18 protein-coding genes are annotated in these 16,173 nt (G+C 46.9%); 16 read left to right on the plus strand and 2 right to left on the minus strand.

Translation table 11 applies throughout. The features are described 5' to 3' along the window. Nucleotides 1–24: 24 nt before the first annotated feature. Nucleotides 25–1,347: a hemolysin family protein gene (locus tag DFP97_RS15750; RefSeq protein WP_114381139.1), complete on the minus strand. Its 1,323-nt coding sequence runs from the start codon at nt 1,345–1,347 to the stop codon at nt 25–27. Nucleotides 1,348–1,590: 243 nt separating this feature from the next. Between DFP97_RS15750 and DFP97_RS15755 the strand changes: the two genes are divergently transcribed. From DFP97_RS15755 to thiI, 9 genes are all read left to right on the plus strand, one after another. Further along, a complete protein-coding gene (locus tag DFP97_RS15755) occupies nt 1,591–2,349 on the plus strand; it encodes a DUF1836 domain-containing protein (RefSeq protein WP_114381140.1) in 759 nt (252 codons plus the stop codon). Nucleotides 2,350–2,471: 122 nt separating this feature from the next. Next, nucleotides 2,472–3,128, plus strand: a complete 657-nt coding sequence (locus tag DFP97_RS15760) for an SGNH/GDSL hydrolase family protein (protein WP_114381141.1) — start codon at nt 2,472–2,474, stop codon at nt 3,126–3,128. 40 nt (nt 3,129–3,168) lie between these two features. Then, nucleotides 3,169–4,578 carry a sensor histidine kinase gene (locus DFP97_RS15765; protein ID WP_114381142.1) on the plus strand — a complete coding sequence of 470 codons (1,410 nt, stop codon included), beginning with the start codon at nt 3,169–3,171 and terminating at the stop codon, nt 4,576–4,578. Continuing rightward, nucleotides 4,565–5,263 carry a response regulator transcription factor gene (locus tag DFP97_RS15770; protein WP_114381143.1) on the plus strand — a complete coding sequence of 233 codons (699 nt, stop codon included), beginning with the start codon at nt 4,565–4,567 and terminating at the stop codon, nt 5,261–5,263. The genes DFP97_RS15765 and DFP97_RS15770 overlap by 14 nt, the downstream gene beginning before the upstream one ends. A gap of 81 nt (nt 5,264–5,344) precedes the next feature. Further along, complete coding sequence (locus tag DFP97_RS15775; protein WP_114381144.1) at nt 5,345–6,049, plus strand: YwaF family protein; 705 nt, start codon at nt 5,345–5,347, stop codon at nt 6,047–6,049. Nucleotides 6,050–6,097: 48 nt separating this feature from the next. Then, nucleotides 6,098–6,838, plus strand: coding sequence for an HAD family hydrolase (locus DFP97_RS15780; RefSeq protein WP_114381145.1), 741 nt, complete (start codon nt 6,098–6,100; stop codon nt 6,836–6,838). A gap of 59 nt (nt 6,839–6,897) precedes the next feature. Continuing rightward, nucleotides 6,898–7,572, plus strand: a complete 675-nt coding sequence (locus DFP97_RS15785; protein ID WP_114381146.1) for a lytic transglycosylase domain-containing protein — start codon at nt 6,898–6,900, stop codon at nt 7,570–7,572. Between the two features lie 91 nt (nt 7,573–7,663). Continuing rightward, complete coding sequence (locus DFP97_RS15790) at nt 7,664–8,812, plus strand: cysteine desulfurase family protein (protein ID WP_114381147.1); 1,149 nt, start codon at nt 7,664–7,666, stop codon at nt 8,810–8,812. Between the two features lie 2 nt (nt 8,813–8,814). Next, on the plus strand, nt 8,815–10,035 hold the full coding sequence (gene thiI, locus DFP97_RS15795) for a tRNA uracil 4-sulfurtransferase ThiI (protein ID WP_114381148.1): 1,221 nt from the start codon (nt 8,815–8,817) through the stop codon (nt 10,033–10,035). 35 nt (nt 10,036–10,070) lie between these two features. Here the strand turns inward: thiI and DFP97_RS15800 are convergent, their stop codons facing one another. Further along, the gene (locus DFP97_RS15800; RefSeq protein WP_114381149.1) at nt 10,071–10,769 is read right to left on the minus strand and encodes a TerC family protein; all 699 of its coding nucleotides are present in this window, start codon (nt 10,767–10,769) and stop codon (nt 10,071–10,073) included. A 137-nt stretch (nt 10,770–10,906) separates the two neighbouring features. Between DFP97_RS15800 and DFP97_RS15805 the strand changes: the two genes are divergently transcribed. The 7 genes from DFP97_RS15805 (at nt 10,907) to DFP97_RS15835 (ending at nt 16,139) form a co-directional block, all read left to right on the plus strand. Next, nucleotides 10,907–11,569, plus strand: coding sequence for a TerC family protein (locus tag DFP97_RS15805; RefSeq protein ID WP_114381150.1), 663 nt, complete (start codon nt 10,907–10,909; stop codon nt 11,567–11,569). Nucleotides 11,570–11,735: 166 nt separating this feature from the next. Beyond that, a complete protein-coding gene (locus tag DFP97_RS15810; RefSeq protein WP_114381151.1) occupies nt 11,736–12,218 on the plus strand; it encodes a hypothetical protein in 483 nt (160 codons plus the stop codon). A gap of 48 nt (nt 12,219–12,266) precedes the next feature. Beyond that, nucleotides 12,267–14,108, plus strand: coding sequence for a translational GTPase TypA (typA, locus tag DFP97_RS15815; RefSeq protein ID WP_114381152.1), 1,842 nt, complete (start codon nt 12,267–12,269; stop codon nt 14,106–14,108). 78 nt (nt 14,109–14,186) lie between these two features. Then, nucleotides 14,187–14,498, plus strand: a complete 312-nt coding sequence (locus DFP97_RS15820; protein WP_114381153.1) for a YlaH-like family protein — start codon at nt 14,187–14,189, stop codon at nt 14,496–14,498. After that, nucleotides 14,495–14,767, plus strand: a complete 273-nt coding sequence (locus DFP97_RS15825) for a hypothetical protein (protein WP_114381154.1) — start codon at nt 14,495–14,497, stop codon at nt 14,765–14,767. The genes DFP97_RS15820 and DFP97_RS15825 overlap by 4 nt, the downstream gene beginning before the upstream one ends. A gap of 17 nt (nt 14,768–14,784) precedes the next feature. After that, nucleotides 14,785–15,828, plus strand: coding sequence for an LCP family protein (locus DFP97_RS15830; protein ID WP_114381155.1), 1,044 nt, complete (start codon nt 14,785–14,787; stop codon nt 15,826–15,828). Between the two features lie 80 nt (nt 15,829–15,908). Beyond that, nucleotides 15,909–16,139, plus strand: coding sequence for a PNPOx family protein (locus tag DFP97_RS15835; RefSeq protein ID WP_114381156.1), 231 nt, complete (start codon nt 15,909–15,911; stop codon nt 16,137–16,139). Nucleotides 16,140–16,173 lie beyond the last annotated feature (34 nt).

Raw genomic sequence — 16,173 nt, forward strand, 5'->3', positions numbered from 1 at the left:
GCTGCTTCCTGTATGTGTACCTTATTAAGCCGTCTCGCCTTCGAGCTCGGCCTCGTTTTGCTGGATGAGCATTTCAACTTTGCGAATTCGGTTTTTGCTCGTTTCTCGAATAATAAACTTATATTGCTCATAAAAGTGCTCTTTACCCGGCTTCGGATCAGGCACTTGGCTGTACAGCCAGCCGCCGACCGTATCGACGTCCTCTTCCTCGAAGTTCATGCCGGTAAGGTCGCTCAGCTCGCTGAGTGACACTTTGCCGTCCAGAAGGTAGCAATTATCTGCAAGCTGCTCGATTTCTTTCCGTTCGTCTGCATCGAATTCATCTCGGATTTCGCCGACGATTTCTTCTAAAATATCTTCAATCGTTATGAGTCCGGACGTCCCGCCGTATTCATCAACGAGAATGGCAATGTGAACGCGTTCCTGCTGCATACGCTTCAGCAGCATTTTAACCGGTGTAACCTCGGATACGCTAAGTACCGGATGTACAAGCTTCTTGAAATCAAGGTCGCGGTCTGTTTCATATTCCAGGAACAACTGCTTCGTATTAATCATACCGACGATATTGTCCTTGCTCTCAAGAGCAACCGGGAAACGTGTATATTGTTCTTTGCGAATAATTTCCATGTTTTCTTTTAATGATTTGTTCGTGTACAAGCATATCATATCGGTGCGGGGCACCATAATTTCTTTGGCCAGCAATTCGTCAAAAGCGAAAATACGGCTTACGTAGCCATATTCTGTATTGTTAATCTTCCCGCTTTGGTAGCTTTCGTTCAGAATGATTTGAATTTCTTCTTCCGAATGTGCATCCTCATGCTCAGTAGCAGGCTTCAGTCCGAATAGCCGGACAAGCGCGTTAGCCGAGCCGTTAAGAACCCAAATGAATGGATACATAAGCTTATGGAAGAAAATGATCGGTTTTGCCGTAAAAAAGCTAATGAACTCGGCTTTTTGAATCGCCCAGGTTTTTGGTGCAAGCTCGCCGACAACGACGTGCAGAAAGGTTATCGAAATAAACGCAATTAAAAAGGATAAAATATGACTGAGGTCATCATTATTTAACTCTAAACGTTCAAACAAGGGTACAAGCATTTTTTCAACTGTAGGTTCTCCCAGCCAGCCAAGCCCGAGTGCTGTAATTGTTATACCTAATTGGCAGGCTGACAAGTAGGCATCCAGATTACTCGTAACCCGTTGAACGGCAAGCGCGTTCTTCCGGCCCTCAAGCACTAACTGATCAATCCGACTGGAGCGAAGTCTAATGATGGCAAACTCCGTTGCGACGAAAAAAGCAGTTAATAAAATAAGAAGAGCAATCATGAATAAATTGAATCCTATACCCATTTTCGTTTCTCACTACCCTTTTATATTTATATTTTTTGTATACTTATGATCTACTATAACGAATGATTACAGGTTATGACAAACGCCATATGCAACGGTAACAGCCTTTTAAACGCTTTATGAGCGATTTAATGAGATGGAAAAGCGTATTCTCATCGATTTTCGAGTCTTTACAAGTCTCTTTCGCAGGCATATGATGAGTTCATATGAACTCGAAAACACGGATAGCGAGGAGGAAGGGATATGGAATCCTTTACGCTTACTCGAAAAGAGATGGCTTGTCTGCTGCTTGCCTTGGACGGAAAGTTTGATCAAAAGCCGCTTCAGGTGCTGCAAACCGCATGGAGCAAAGCGCATCGATATGATTTGGAGAAGGGGGCGGGTCTACCCGCTTTTCTGTCTACTTTGCTGCCTCCTATTATTGAGAAGCTGATCAAAGGCAATGAACTAAAAGGATTTTCGCTGCAAGAGATTGCTGCTCTTGGCCAGCTCATCGAATATTCGAATCTGTCGATCACCTCTATGCAAAACTGGGTGAAGCGGGATTTTAAGCCTTATTTCAATTGCCCGAAGGCCGGAAAAAAGTATTCCTTAAATCAAGCGGCCTTATTATTTATTATTGATGATTTAAAATCCAATCTCGATTTTGAATCTATCCGCAAGCTTTTTGAAATTGTGTTCAAAAAGCCTGAGGATGACTCGGATGATCTTGTCGGTCCTATAGAATTATACGCTTCGTACACCAGTATGTTTGAAGAGCTTGATGAGAATAACGACCAGCTGCTCGACATATCAGGTCATCCGCATCAGGATTTGTTAGCGGAGCATGTCATAAGGTCCTCTGCCAATCAATTTGCAAGCAGACTTCCTAATCTAACGGATAAGCAGTGGGAAGCGGTGCGCAATATTTTGCTCGTTGCAGTGATATCGATCCAAACGTCGTATTTTCATTCGTTATCGAGACGATACTGCAATGCGACTTTATTTCTAAATCCGCAATAGTGAGACTGTTCGGCTCATCGCCGAGCGGTTTTTTTGTGCAATTAACAACAGCTTGCTAATGTGATATGCTCGGTATTAATTGATGATTTCGCTTTCATCCTATTTTATTGGAGGACTCGTACATGAAACTGACTAAAGGGCAAAAGCTTATTTTTATCGGAGATTCGATTACGGATTGCGAACGGAACCGTCCTGCGGGAGAAGGGTTGTTCGGCGCGCTTGGCAAAGGCTATGTCGGTTATGTTGATGCGCTGCTGCAGGCTGTTTATCCGGAGCTCGGCATACGTGTCATCAATATGGGAACAAGCGGCCATACCGTGCGCGACTTAAAGCAGCGCTGGCAGGAGGATGTCATTGAGCGCAAGCCGGATTGGCTAGTCGTTATGATCGGCACGAATGATGTATGGCGGCAATATGATACACCGTTCATACCCGATGGACATGTGTACAAGGAAGAATATGAGCAGACGCTCCAGGCGCTCATTGCACAGACGAAGCCGCTCGCGCAGGGAATTGTTCTGATGACCCCGTTTTATATTGAAAGCAACGCCCAAGATGCGATGCGTGCAACGATGGACGAGTACGGGGATATCGTGAGACGGACTGCGGAGCAGCATGGTTGTTTATTCGTAGACACGCAGGCAGCCTTTAATAAGGTGCTGGAGCAGCTTTATGCGGCTACGCTTGCGTGGGACCGGGTGCACCCGACCGCTGCAGGTCACATGGTGCTGGCGAAAGCCTTTTTGAAGGAAATCGGCTTCGAGTGGGATCGTGCGTAAGTTGAGAGGAAAGAGAAACCTGTAGTGAAGGAGCTGCCTTATGTTGTTCGTTCTTATCGCATTATGGGCTGTAGCGGCCATTATATGGCTCTCGGATCGGCATGCCTCCGTAAATCGATGGTTAGGCGCTGTCGCGTTTAGCGGAGGAGCGGGCGCTCTCGCCGCCGTACTGGACCTGCAATGGCTGCCAGCTGCAGCGGAAGCCGGAATGAACGAAGTAGGGCAGCAGCTTTTTTATCGCCTGCAGGCGGTATCCTCGCTTCTTTCCTATTACGGGCTGCCATACGCCTTCGTTTTGTTCGCTATTGCTTATCGCCCCGTTCGTTTTCCGAAGCGATTGCAGCAGCTTGTGCCTTTTCTGCTTCTTATACCCATTATCGGTAGCATCATCTTAACCCCCTTTTACACGGAAATGTATCCGATCACGTTTAAGGTAGTCGTTTGGTGGGCTGTTCCGTATATTTTGTACGGCACGGTACAGGTGCTGCTAAAGCGGCAGCCATACAGTGCTGTTTCCCGTACACACTGGATCGTTTGCTCGGCGGTACTGCCGCCGGTTATGTTCAGTATGGTCATGAATTATGTGCTTCCAAGCTTTGGTATACTGCGGATGTGGGTGTATAATACATGGATTGTCGGGTTAGGCGTAACCGTATTCGTAGTGGGGCTTTTTACTTATGGCTTTATGGGCGTTCGTGTAATGGTTGACCGCCGCAGATTTGACTCCACCTTGCGCGCGGTCACTTCAGGGACGGCCATACTGAATCATGCGATAAAAAACGATGCAGGCAAAATGAGGCTGTTCTCTGAAAAGATGAAGTCGTATGCCATTGCCACCAACCAGCCAGAACTGCTGGCGGATGTTGAAACCGTGCTGAACGCGTCGCGTCATATGCAAGAAATGCTGCAGAGGGTTCATCGGCGTACGGAGGATTTAGTGCTGAAGTATGAAGCCGTTAATTTGGCGGAACTTATAGAGCAAACCATGAAGCAGTATGAACCTGTTTTAGGACATATTAAGCTGAGCACATCGCTCAGCGAAGGATGGACGTGTCGCATGGATCCCGCGCAAGTTAGCGAGGCTCTCGGAAATATTGTAGCGAATGCGCTGGAAGCGATGAAGGGCGAGGGAGAGCTGATTATCCATTTAAGCGAAACAAAGCGCGAGCTCATCATCGAAGTACGGGATACCGGCCCAGGCATGAACAAGAGTGAGACTGCGAAGGTGCTTGAACCATTTTATACGACAAAGAGCGGCAGTGATACAAATTTCGGACTTGGCTTGCCGTACGCGTATCATGTGATGCGCAAGCATAAAGGAATGCTGCATATTCGCAGCAAGCCAGGCAAGGGAACCTCCGTCTATATGACGTTTCCGAAGCGTTTCATTCGAGCGCAGAAAATAGAGGCAATACATTCTCAGGGGAGAGAAGCGCATGAGCAGCATTAGAGTATGGATTGTCGAGGATGATCCGGATTGGCTTCGAGGTCTGGTAGCCTATTTAGACAAGGAACAGGATATCGATGTCGTATGGACAACTAGTCGGGCGGAGGATGTCCGGCAGGCGCTGCTGGATGAGCTGCAGACATTACCGCCTGCTGACGTTGTGTTGATGGATATCATGCTGGACGGCCGTCCTGAGGGCATTCTGCTAGCCGAGGAGACGGCAGCGTCTACAGGCGCCCGTGTCATCATGCTGACTTCTATGGAGGAGAAGGAGCTCATTTTCCGTTCCTTCCAAGCAGGAGCCATCGATTATCAGATAAAATCGGAATTTGAAAGCTTGCCTGAAGCGGTCAGGTCCGCTTACAAAAGTCAGTCTCCCATTAATGCGGCGGTTGCGGAGCGCATGCGCGAGGAATTCCGCCGGCTGAAGCAGCTTGAACGGGAATTCGAAGTGAAAAAGCTGAATGATCTCATTACCCCCTCGGAGCTGCAGCTGCTGAATTTAATCGATCAAGGCTACACGCAGCCGCAAATTGCCGACAAGCTTGTCGTATCGATTCGAACCGTTAAAAATCATGTTAATCATATTTTGAAAAAGCTGAATTTAACCGGCTCAAGAGAGGCGGCCAACAAAGTGAAAGAAATGGGCTTGTTTAATAAGAAGCAAGAAGGAGATAGTACCAAATAAAGATGGTACTATTTTTTTATTGCTTTTTTTTACAATATGAGTGTAAGCAGGATTAGATAAAGAAAGGCGGGGCGATATTGGATGGCATTCGAAATGTTTTCAGCTGCTCACACCGCTGGCCTAGCTGTCGCATTAATAGTGTTTACCGGAATCATTTTGTTTCGGAAACAGCTGAGGCGGCCAGCGCTGAATCAAGCGTTGAGATACGGATTGGCTGTGCTGCTGTTATGCTGCGAAATTTCCCTTCAGCTATCCTATGTACTGGAGCACAATTGGCGTGTTGGTTCACTACCGTTCCAGCTGTGCAGTCTGATGCTATTGCTCTCTGCCATTTTACTAATAACCAATAATAAAAAACTTTATCATCTTGTGTTTTTTTTAGGCAGTATGGGAGCATTGCAGGCGCTGCTGACTCCTAATTTAGACGAAACGTTTCCTCACTTCAGATATTTTCACTTCTTTATCGCACACATTGGAATTATTGGTGCTGCCTTATTCATAACAGCGGTAGAACGGTATCGGCCGACCTTCCGCTCGGTGTTCAGTACCTTATTTTGGCTGCATGTGCTGGCTATCCCGGCAGCTATTACCAATATCATTTCAGGAAAAACGAACTTTATGTTTTTGGCACGGAAACCGGGAACGGCGTCATTGCTTGATATTCTAGCTCCATGGCCGTGGTATTTGCTGCAGCTGGAGGTCATTGCTTTTGTTATTTGTCTGTTGCTATTTGGCGCTGTTAAGCTGCTCGACCGAATCTTTCGTTCGAAAATGCGCTATAATTAACGTTATTTTAATAAAAGGTCGCATGGGGCTAAAATAGGGGGAGAAGGAATGATCAAGGCTGTGTTTTTTGATCTGGACGATACGTTATACGATCAGCTGCTGCCGTTCCAATTGGCGGTTGAGCATGCAAAATTGAATCATGTAATGACGGATCGTGTAATGATAGAGGATATATACAAAAGTATAAGACGCCACAGCGACCGCCTGTGGGAGCATCATGTCAAAGGCCGTATGACGCTGGACCAGCTGCGCATAGAACGGACGACAGCAGCGTTTGCCGATTTGGGTATTACGGTATCCGAAGTAGAGGCAAAGCGGCTTCAGCAGCAATACGAGTTGGAACAATCGCGCTTGGAGCTTCGTACCGGCGTTGATCAGCTGCTCGAGCATCTTCTTTCATTAGGCATACTCATCGGTGTAATTACGAATGGGCCGGTCGAGCATCAAATGAACAAAATAAGAGCGCTTAAGCTTTTGACGTGGGTCAAGGATCCGTTTCTGTACATTTCGGATGGTATAGGCAAGGCAAAGCCTGATCCAAGCGTATTCCAGTACGTGCAGCAGCAAACGATGCTAGAGCCTGATCAGATGGTGTATATCGGCGATGCTTGGCACAACGATATTGCCCCATCCTTTCAAGCGGGATGGACACCTATATGGTTAAATGCAAGGCAGCAGCAGCCGAATCCTGAGGACAGTCACGTAAAATATTTGGAATGCCAGACTATAATTGAACTTCTTCCGCTATTAAAAAGACTGAAAGAAGCCGGCGCTGGTTGTTTGCTCTAAAAACATGTACAATAAAAACCGATATAATAATTGCATAGTTACATAGCTGGGAGGAAATCATGAGCATCGACCCGCGAATTATAAAAACATTATTGCAGCTTCAGCTTGCGCCAAGTCTCGATTTTCAAGCGACGTCCAGTCCTTTAAATGCGGCAACCGGGAGCGGCTCAGCTTCCTTATTTGATACGCTATTAACTCAATATATGTCCGATAACTCCTCGGATAGCCAATCTTCAGTGCCTGTTCAGACGGCTGAAGCACTGGCGCAGCTGTCATCACTAAGCGGAATGACGAACATATCCTTCAACAGCTCGAGTACGTCTGAGGCCGGTTCAAGCGAATATGCTTCCCTTATAGAGCAGGCGTCCGAAAAATATGGCGTAGACGCTTCATTGATTGAAGCGGTTATTCAAACGGAATCCGGTTTCCGGGCGGACGCGGAGTCTTCAGCAGGTGCTAAGGGATTAATGCAGCTGATGGATGGAACCGCGAGAGGGCTAGGCGTGACGAACTCATTTGACCCGGCACAAAATATTGACGGGGGAACACGTTATTTATCGTTCCTGCTTAAGAAGTATGACGGCAATGAGCAGGTTGCTTTAGCAGCTTATAATGCAGGGCCGGGACGTGTTGATCGTACAGGCATTAAAACGAACGAGCAGCTGATAGCAAATCTCGAAGCGCTTCCTGAAGAAACGCAGCGTTATGTTGCTAAGGTGCTTCAAGCGAGGTAGTATGCGGCAATAAGATCACGGTTTGGTTTTCTGCTGTATAAGCAGAAACAATCGTTGATCTTTTTCTTTTTAGAAAGGAGACAGCATGTAGATGAGTTATTATGATCACTGCGCATCCACTCCTCCCTACGACGAGGTGGTGCAAACGATGATGGAGGTTATGAGGTCGCAGTATGCGAATCCTTCGTCGCTGCATCGCAGCGGAACGGAAGCGGACAAATTAATTGAACGATCGCGTTCCGTTATTGCCGATCAGTTCCAAACACGGCAGGGCAGATGGGTATTTACTTCAGGCGGGACGGAATCCAACAATTTGGCGCTGAAGGGCTCAGCTAAGCAGTATCGGAACAGAGGTAATCATATCGTTACGACACAGATCGAACATGCATCGGTATACGAAACGTTAGTCCAGCTGGAGCAAGAGGGCTTTCGGGTAACGTATCTGCCTGTCAATAAGACTGGCCATGTAGATCTGGAGCAAGTAAAAGAAGCATTGACGGACGAGACTATATTGGTCAGCGTTATGCATGTTAACAATGAAATCGGCACGGTCCAGCCGATTGAACAGATCGGACGCTTCCTGAAGGAGTATCCCAAAATCTTATTTCATGTTGATGCCGTTCAGAGCATCGGCAAGCTGCCGATATCGGTGGAGGAATGGGGAATCGATTTGTTAAGCGGATCTTCGCATAAGCTGCGCGGACCAAAGGGCGTGGGCTATTTGTACGTCCGGGATGGCATTTCGCTATATCCGCTGTTCACGGGCGGCTCGCAGGAAGGCGGTTACCGTCCGGGCACACAAAATGTGCCAGGGATCGTTGCTTCTGCGAAAGCGCTACGCATGTCGTTTGAATCGATGGCAGAGCGGCAGAAGCGGATGACGGCATTGAAGAAGCAGCTTATACAGATTATCGAAGAGATTCCTGAGCTGAAGCTGAACGGCAGTGAGCCGGCGGCATCGCATATCGTTCATTTTTCATACCCGGGCATGAAGCCTGAGGTCATCATTCATATGCTGGAGCAGCATGGTATAATGGCATCAACCAAATCGGCTTGTTCTTCAAAGGATGATAAGCCAAGCCGGGTATTGCTTGCTATAGGTGCAAGCAGGGAACAGGCGACCGGAGGCGTTCGTATCAGCTTCGGCGATGAACACGAGGAACGTGATATTACGAAGCTGGGCGCCGCTCTAAAGCATATCGTCAAACAGTTGAAGCCGCTTGAGAGGAGATTGACATAACATTGCTTTATGATCAGATTGTATTGCGTTACGGAGATTTAACGGTAAAGGGACGGAACCGCAATAGGTTTGAGAAGCGAATGCTTGAGCAAGTGAAGCAGGCTTTAAGTCCGTATACTGGTATTACTTACATGAAATCGTTTGGCCGTCTATACGTCAGGCTGAACGGACTTCCATATGAGCCGATTGCAGACCGGTTGAAGGATTTGTTCGGTATCGTTTCACTCAGCCCGGTTGTAAGCACGGAATCAGATCTGGAGCAAATACGGGCTGCTGCATTAGCGGTCATGCGTTCACTTCCAGAAGAGCCGAAGACATTTAAGGTTAGCGCCAAGCGTGCTTGGAAGAAATTCCCTCACAATTCGCAGGAAATGAACCATTTGGTCGGCGGACATGTGCTTCGTGCCATGCCGAGTCTTAAAGTAAACGTAAACAAGCCAGATGTTGAACTTCGAGTCGATATACAGGAGGAAACGACCTACGTATTTTGCGAGGTTATTCAGGCTGCCGGCGGATTTCCATATGCTTCGAACGGCAAAGCCATGCTGCTGTTATCCGGAGGAATTGACAGCCCGGTGGCAGGCTGGATGGCGCTGCGCAAAGGACTTGAGCTGGAGGCCGTTCATTTTCACAGTTATCCTTTTACGAGCGATAAGGCTAAGGAAAAAGTGATTGAGCTTGCCAAAAGGTTGTCGTATTTCAGCGGCGAGCCGATCAAGCTGCATCTTGTTCCTTTCACGGAAATTCAAACTACACTTATGCAAGCGAATAGCGATAATCTCATTATAACGTTAATGCGTAGAGCGATGCTGCGCATAACGGAGCAGCTTGCGGAGCTTAACGGGGCAAACGGCATCGTTACCGGTGAGAGTCTTGGCCAAGTAGCGAGCCAGACGCTTCCAAGCATGAACGTCATTGGGCGGGCAACCGAGTTGCCATTGTTAAAGCCTTTAATTATGATGGACAAGCATGAAATTATTCGGGTAGCTGAACGAATCGGAACGTTTGAAACGTCGATTTTACCTTACGAGGATTGCTGCACCTTATTTTTGCCGAAGTCACCAAGCACGAATCCGAATCTTAGAATCGTAGAAAAAGTGGAAGCGCTCCTGCCGAATTTGGAAGCGTTGATTTCGGCAGCGGTTGAAGGAACGGAACAGATGCTGCTTTCTCACGGCAGTCAAACTTCTGCTCAAACGGCAGGGGAGGACAGCTGGTTTTAAATGCCATACGAAAAATAAAAAAAGCAGAAATCCCATTAGTGGGATTCTCTGCTTTTTTGTTGCGCTGCTTGCTTCTTACGAATGTTAGTCACTACGCCGGCTACCACTGTAAGGATAATGACTAAAATCAAGAACGACCAATAGATGAGCTGATTATTCTCGAAAAACTCTTTGAACGATTTTTCATGAGTAATCATCTTAGCTGCCGTGTAAGCGAGAACGGCTGAGCCGACATACACGATCCATTCATAGCGGTTGATGAGCTTAATGAATAGTGTGCTTCCCCATACGACGACTGGTACGCTGATGATAAGCCCGAGTACAACAAGCAGCGTATCGCCGTGCGCTGCGCCTGCTACCGCAATGACGTTATCAATCCCCATTGCCGCATCGGCAATAATAATGGTTCGGATCGATTGCCACAGCGTGTTGCCAGCAGTGATCCCATCATGCGCATCTTCCTGCACGAGCAATTTGTACGCAATCCATACTAGCAGCAATCCGCCCACGAGATTAAGCCAAGGCACATTGAGCAGCTGTACGACGAGCAGCGTCGCGATTACGCGAATGCCGACTGCCCCGACTGTTCCCCAAATGACGGCTTTCTTCTGCTGCTCCTTTGGCAAATTGCGTGCTGCAAGCCCTATGACAATGGCGTTGTCCCCAGCCAATATGAGGTCGATGAAAACGATAGTCAACAGCGCGGAGAAAAACTCGACTGAGAATAGTTCCATTTGTATGTTCCCTCCTTCCTGTACAAGCACTTCTTGAAGTCTACAATAAATACGTAAGAACGGAAAGATGGATTCAAATTTTTTTGAACATATTCTCCATAGCTTGTTCATATTGCTGATTAGAGGGGGAATGCAAAGTGGACAGCGTATTTATTTTTATCGAAATCATCTTAATTAATGTATTGCTGAGTGGAGATAACGCGATTGTTATAGCAATGGCCAGTCAGAGGCTCCCGCCAAATCAACGGAAACGCGCGGTATGGTGGGGGGCTTTAGCGGCAGTCGGTCTGCGCTGCTTATTGACGCTTATCGCCATTAAGCTGCTGCAGGTCCCTTATTTACAAGCGATTGGGGCGCTATTATTGTTCTATATCGCTGTCAAACTGCTTGCAGACGCAGGCGGGCAGAATGATATGCATACGATAAAAAAAGCAAATACGATCGGGCAAGCGATATGGACCATTGTCGTTGCCGATTTTATTATGAGCCTCGACAATGTTCTTGCTATTGCGGCAGTTGCAAATGGCGATTCTGTTCTTATCATGCTCGGGATTGCGCTCAGCATACCGATGATTATTTGGGGAAGCCAAATGTTGGGTTCATTATTGCATAAGTTTCCTGCACTTTCCTATATAGGGGCAGCATTGCTTGCATATGCCGCAGGGGAGATGCTGATGCATGATCCCGGGCTTGACAAGCTGTTATTTCACGGCTCCAAAACGCTTGCAGAGGCTGTTCCGCTGCTTTGCGTACCGCTCGTCATCGCATTCGCGATAATGAGAAAAAGGTCTTTTTCGTAACGTTTAGGATGCTTTCCGTTCACGCAAAATATTGCGGAACGGTTTTTTTTGTTCAGACGGACGCTTCGTACTGGTATTTTTGGTTCAGTTCCATTAAACTAGTATAGATAAAAACTGTCGTCTTTCGTCAACATATGCGATTGGCGTTGTAAGGAGCGGAACGCGAATGCCTAATAACAAATATTCCGCTGGAATCATCTTGCTGTTAGCCGGGTTCGTTATTTTGTTGGGCAAGTTAGGTGTATTCAGCTTTTTAGGGGCGATTTTCTGGCCGCTGCTCGTACTAATACCTGGAATACTGCTTCATGTGCTGTATTTTGGCAGATTAGTCCCTGCGGTTGTGCTTGTCCCTGGCGGAATGCTCGTCGTATATGCCCTGCTTTTTGTTTTTTGCAACCTGCTTGGATGGGATAGCTTGAAATATTTGTGGCCGCTGTTTATTTTCGGCGTGGCGGCAGGCCTTTACGAATATTATTTGTTCGGTTCATCCAGACCGCCTGTTGTGCTCACGGCATCGATTGCGCTTGCTGCCGCATCGGCTGTGTTCGTCATTCTTGTATTATTGTGGAGCTGGGGAATTTATGCGATTGCTGTAGCGTTCATAGCGGCAGGTATATGGATGATGCTAAGCAAACGCAGACGTTGGTAAGCAGATTTAACGATTCAAATAAAAAACAAATGGAGTGGATTACTAGTTATGCAAGCAAGAGAGAAATTACGGAATATCGCCATTATTGCCCACGTTGACCACGGCAAAACGACATTGGTCGACAAACTGCTGCAACAATCAGGAACGTTTCGCGAACACGAAGCAGTACAGGAACGCGCAATGGATTCTAACGATCTGGAGCGTGAACGCGGTATTACGATTTTGGCAAAGAATACAGCCATTAACTACAAAGATTATTTGATTAACATTGTGGACACACCAGGACATGCTGACTTCGGCGGCGAGGTTGAGCGTATCATGAAAATGGTTGACGGCGTTCTATTGGTTGTAGATGCTTTTGAAGGCTGCATGCCGCAAACGAAATTCGTTTTGCGCAAAGCGCTTGAATCGAACCAGACCCCAATCGTTGTTGTGAACAAGATTGACCGTCCGAACGCTAGACCTCAAGAGGTTGTTGATGAGGTTCTTGACCTATTTATCGAGCTAGGAGCAAATGACGACCAGCTTGAGTTCCCTGTAGTTTATGCATCTGCGTTAATGGGTACTTCCAGTCTTGATCCTGAGAAACAGGACGAAAACATGGAAGCTCTATATGAAACCATCGTCAGCAACATCCCGTCGCCGACCGAAGATGTTGAACAGCCATTGCAATTCCTCGTTACTTTGCTTGATTACAATGAGTACCTTGGCCGTATTGCGGTCGGCCGTGTTAACCGCGGTATCATTAAGCAAGGTCAAACCGTTGCGGTAATGACACGCGAAGGCGGCACTAAACAAGCAAGAATCGAGAAGCTGTTCGGTTTCGTAGGATTGAAGCGCGTTGAGATCGAGGAAGCAGGCGCGGGCGATATCATCGCGATTGCGGGTATTCGTGAAATTAACATCGGCGAGACGATTGCTGATCCACAGAAGCCGGAAGCTTTGCCGGTTCTAAAAATCGACGAGCCGACACTTCAAATGACATTCCTAGTTAACAACAGCCCGTTTGCAGGCCGTGAAGGGAAATGGGTTACATCCCGCAAGCTTCGGGAGCGTCTATACAAAGAGCTTGAGACCGACGTTGCGCTGCGCGTAGACGAAACAGATAGCCCGGATGCTTTTATCGTTTCCGGTCGTGGTGAGCTTCACCTTGGGATTCTAATCGAGAACATGCGTCGTGAAGGCTTTGAGCTTCAAGTATCCAAGCCTGAAGTTATCATAAAGGAAATTGATGGTTCGAAGAAAGAGCCTTACGAGCGTTTACTAATCGATACGCCTGAGGAAAGCATGGGCGCTGTTATGGAGAGCCTGGGAACGCGCAAAGCCGAAATGCTTAACATGATCAACCACGGTAACGGTCAGGTTCGTTTGGAATTCAGAATTCCTGCTCGCGGTTTGATTGGGTACCGTACACAGTTCTTGACTTTAACGCGTGGATACGGCATTATGAACAATGCATTTGACAGCTATGGTCCACTTGCCGGTACAGGCGTAGGCGGCCGTCATCAAGGCGTTCTAGTCGCTAGTGAGAACGGAACATCGACCTTCTACGGCATGATGGGCGTAGAGGATCGCGGAATACAGTTCTTGGAGCCAGGTACGGAAATCTACGAGGGCATGATCGTCGGGGAGCATACTCGTGAGAATGACATTATCGTCAACATCTGTAAAGTGAAGCAGCTGAACAACATTCGCTCGGCAGGTAAAGACGATACGGTTACTCTGAAAAGTCCTCGTCTGTTCTCGCTTGAGCAAGCGCTTGAGTACTTGAACGATGATGAGTATTGTGAAATTACACCGAAATCCATCCGTCTCCGCAAAAAAATATTGAATAAGAGCGAGCGCGAGCGTGCGGAGAAGCACCGTAAAACCGCTCAAACCACTGTATAAGTCCATTTTTCAAATTAACGTAAGGTTTTGTTCATTCAAAACCTTACGTTTTGTTTATAATGATAGGAGGTATGCAACATGCAAGCGTGGTTAAGCGATCATAAGCTTGTCTCTTATTTGCTCATCCTGGGCTTTACGATATACATATTCAATAAAGTGTTTCGTGCCCAGCAAAGGCTACCGTTGCTGAAAGAGATTCTAGTTTATGCATTGATAGCATTCGGTTCATTTATATTAATGATTTTGCAAGTCGACAAGCTGCCTATTATTCAATGTATGGGGATCGCGGTCCTAATGATGCTCATGCTTCGCGGACGTCAATTGTATGATAAATGGAAGGGCGTCAAGGAAGCTGAACCGTCACCTCAGAAAGCAGAATCAGGTAAATGAAGCTCGAGGACGCTTTATTCAACTGGCTGCAAATTCGAGTTGTCGCAGATGCCCGACCCGATGATCAAGCCGCGCTCGATACACTCGAGTTTTTCGCGCAAATATTGACGGAGGATCACGGACTTACCGGCTTTACAATTATTAAGACCGATGAGACGATGATCCATGTTAAATACGAAAAGGATGGCCGTTCCAAGCTGCAGCTATATCCGCGTGAACCTGGCGAACAGCTGCTGACGGACATCGAGTCCAATCCAAAATACAATTGAGCTTGAAGGTGAATCCTATGAGTCAAGGTTCGACATCATTACCTCCAAGATCGGGTGCTCGTCAACCGGTTAAAGCGAAAAAGCAAAAACCGCCCAAGAAACGTTCGGTAGTAAAAACGTTTTTAGTGTTGTTGTTTGGACTGCTGCTCATTGTAGCGGCAGCTCTTGCTTATGTCGTGTTCAAAACAAACGATGCGCTCGACACTATTGGAACAGACAATAATTCGGTCGTTATACCAGCTGGAGAATCGGTAAAGGAAAAGGCTGTCGCGATCGCGTTACTGGGTCTTGATTCGCGGGCTCATGGCGGAGGTTTGAATACTGATGTCATGATGGTAGCCGTCCTAAATCCGAATACAAAATCGGCAACGGTTGTGTCTATTCCCCGCGACTCCAAAATCGATGTAGATGGTTATAAAGAGAGAAAAGCGAATGAATTCTACGCTGCTTTTTACAACAGTGCAAAAAAAGAAGGTATGGAGACTGAAGCTGCACAAGCGGATGCGAAGCAGCATGTCCGGACCGTCTTAGGCGAGCTTTTTGGTATTGAAGTTAAGTATACTGCAGTTATCAATTTTCAAGGATTTGCAGATGTGGTTAATGCGCTCGGCGGTGTTGAAGTTGATGTCGATATGCGAATGAAATATACAGATTCACAGGATGGTACGAATATTGATCTTCAGGAGGGCGTTCAAGTTCTCGATGGCGACAAGGCGCTCGACTTCGTTCGCTACCGTAAATCCAATGATGGCAAAAACATGTCAAGCGACTTTGACCGGAATAAGCGTCAAAGCGAAGTGATCGGCGCGCTTGTCGATAAGATGAAATCATTAAGCGGTGCAGCGAAGCTAGGCTCTGTTATTGAGGCGGTTGGCAATAACATGAAGATGGATATGCCATCTAATGAAATAAAAAATTTATTGCAGGAATACTTCGGCATCAGCCGCAGTGATGTAACATTTATTCCGCTTGAGGGTAATTGGAGAAGTCCATATGTGTATTTGGACGATGTAAAGCTCGATGAGGCCCGTGCTGCATTGAAAGCAAAAATGGCTGAATAACCGTAGACTGGCGGTAATAATATGGATATAATAATGCTACGGAGACCATTTTGTAATCTCGCCAGAAGGAGGCCATGCGGATGACCGAACCCGTAACATCATTATCCGGGCAAACAATTGAAGCATTGCATGAGCAGCCTTTCGTTCTAATGCATACGATTGGTGCGGAGTCTGCCAGTCCGGCCTCAAGTATGAGGAAGGTTCGAGACGCGGTGGTTAATGGCGTGTGCTTGTCCAAAACCCCGGAATATGAGAAAACATATGACAAACGAGCAGCGGATAAAATGTCCGCTGCCATAAAAAAAGCCTAGTGATGCTTTCACTAGGCTTTTTGTGTCTTTTGGG

It is taken from the genome of Paenibacillus prosopidis (genome assembly GCF_003337375.1).
Taxonomy (GTDB): Bacteria; Bacillota; Bacilli; order Paenibacillales; family Paenibacillaceae; genus Pristimantibacillus; species Pristimantibacillus prosopidis.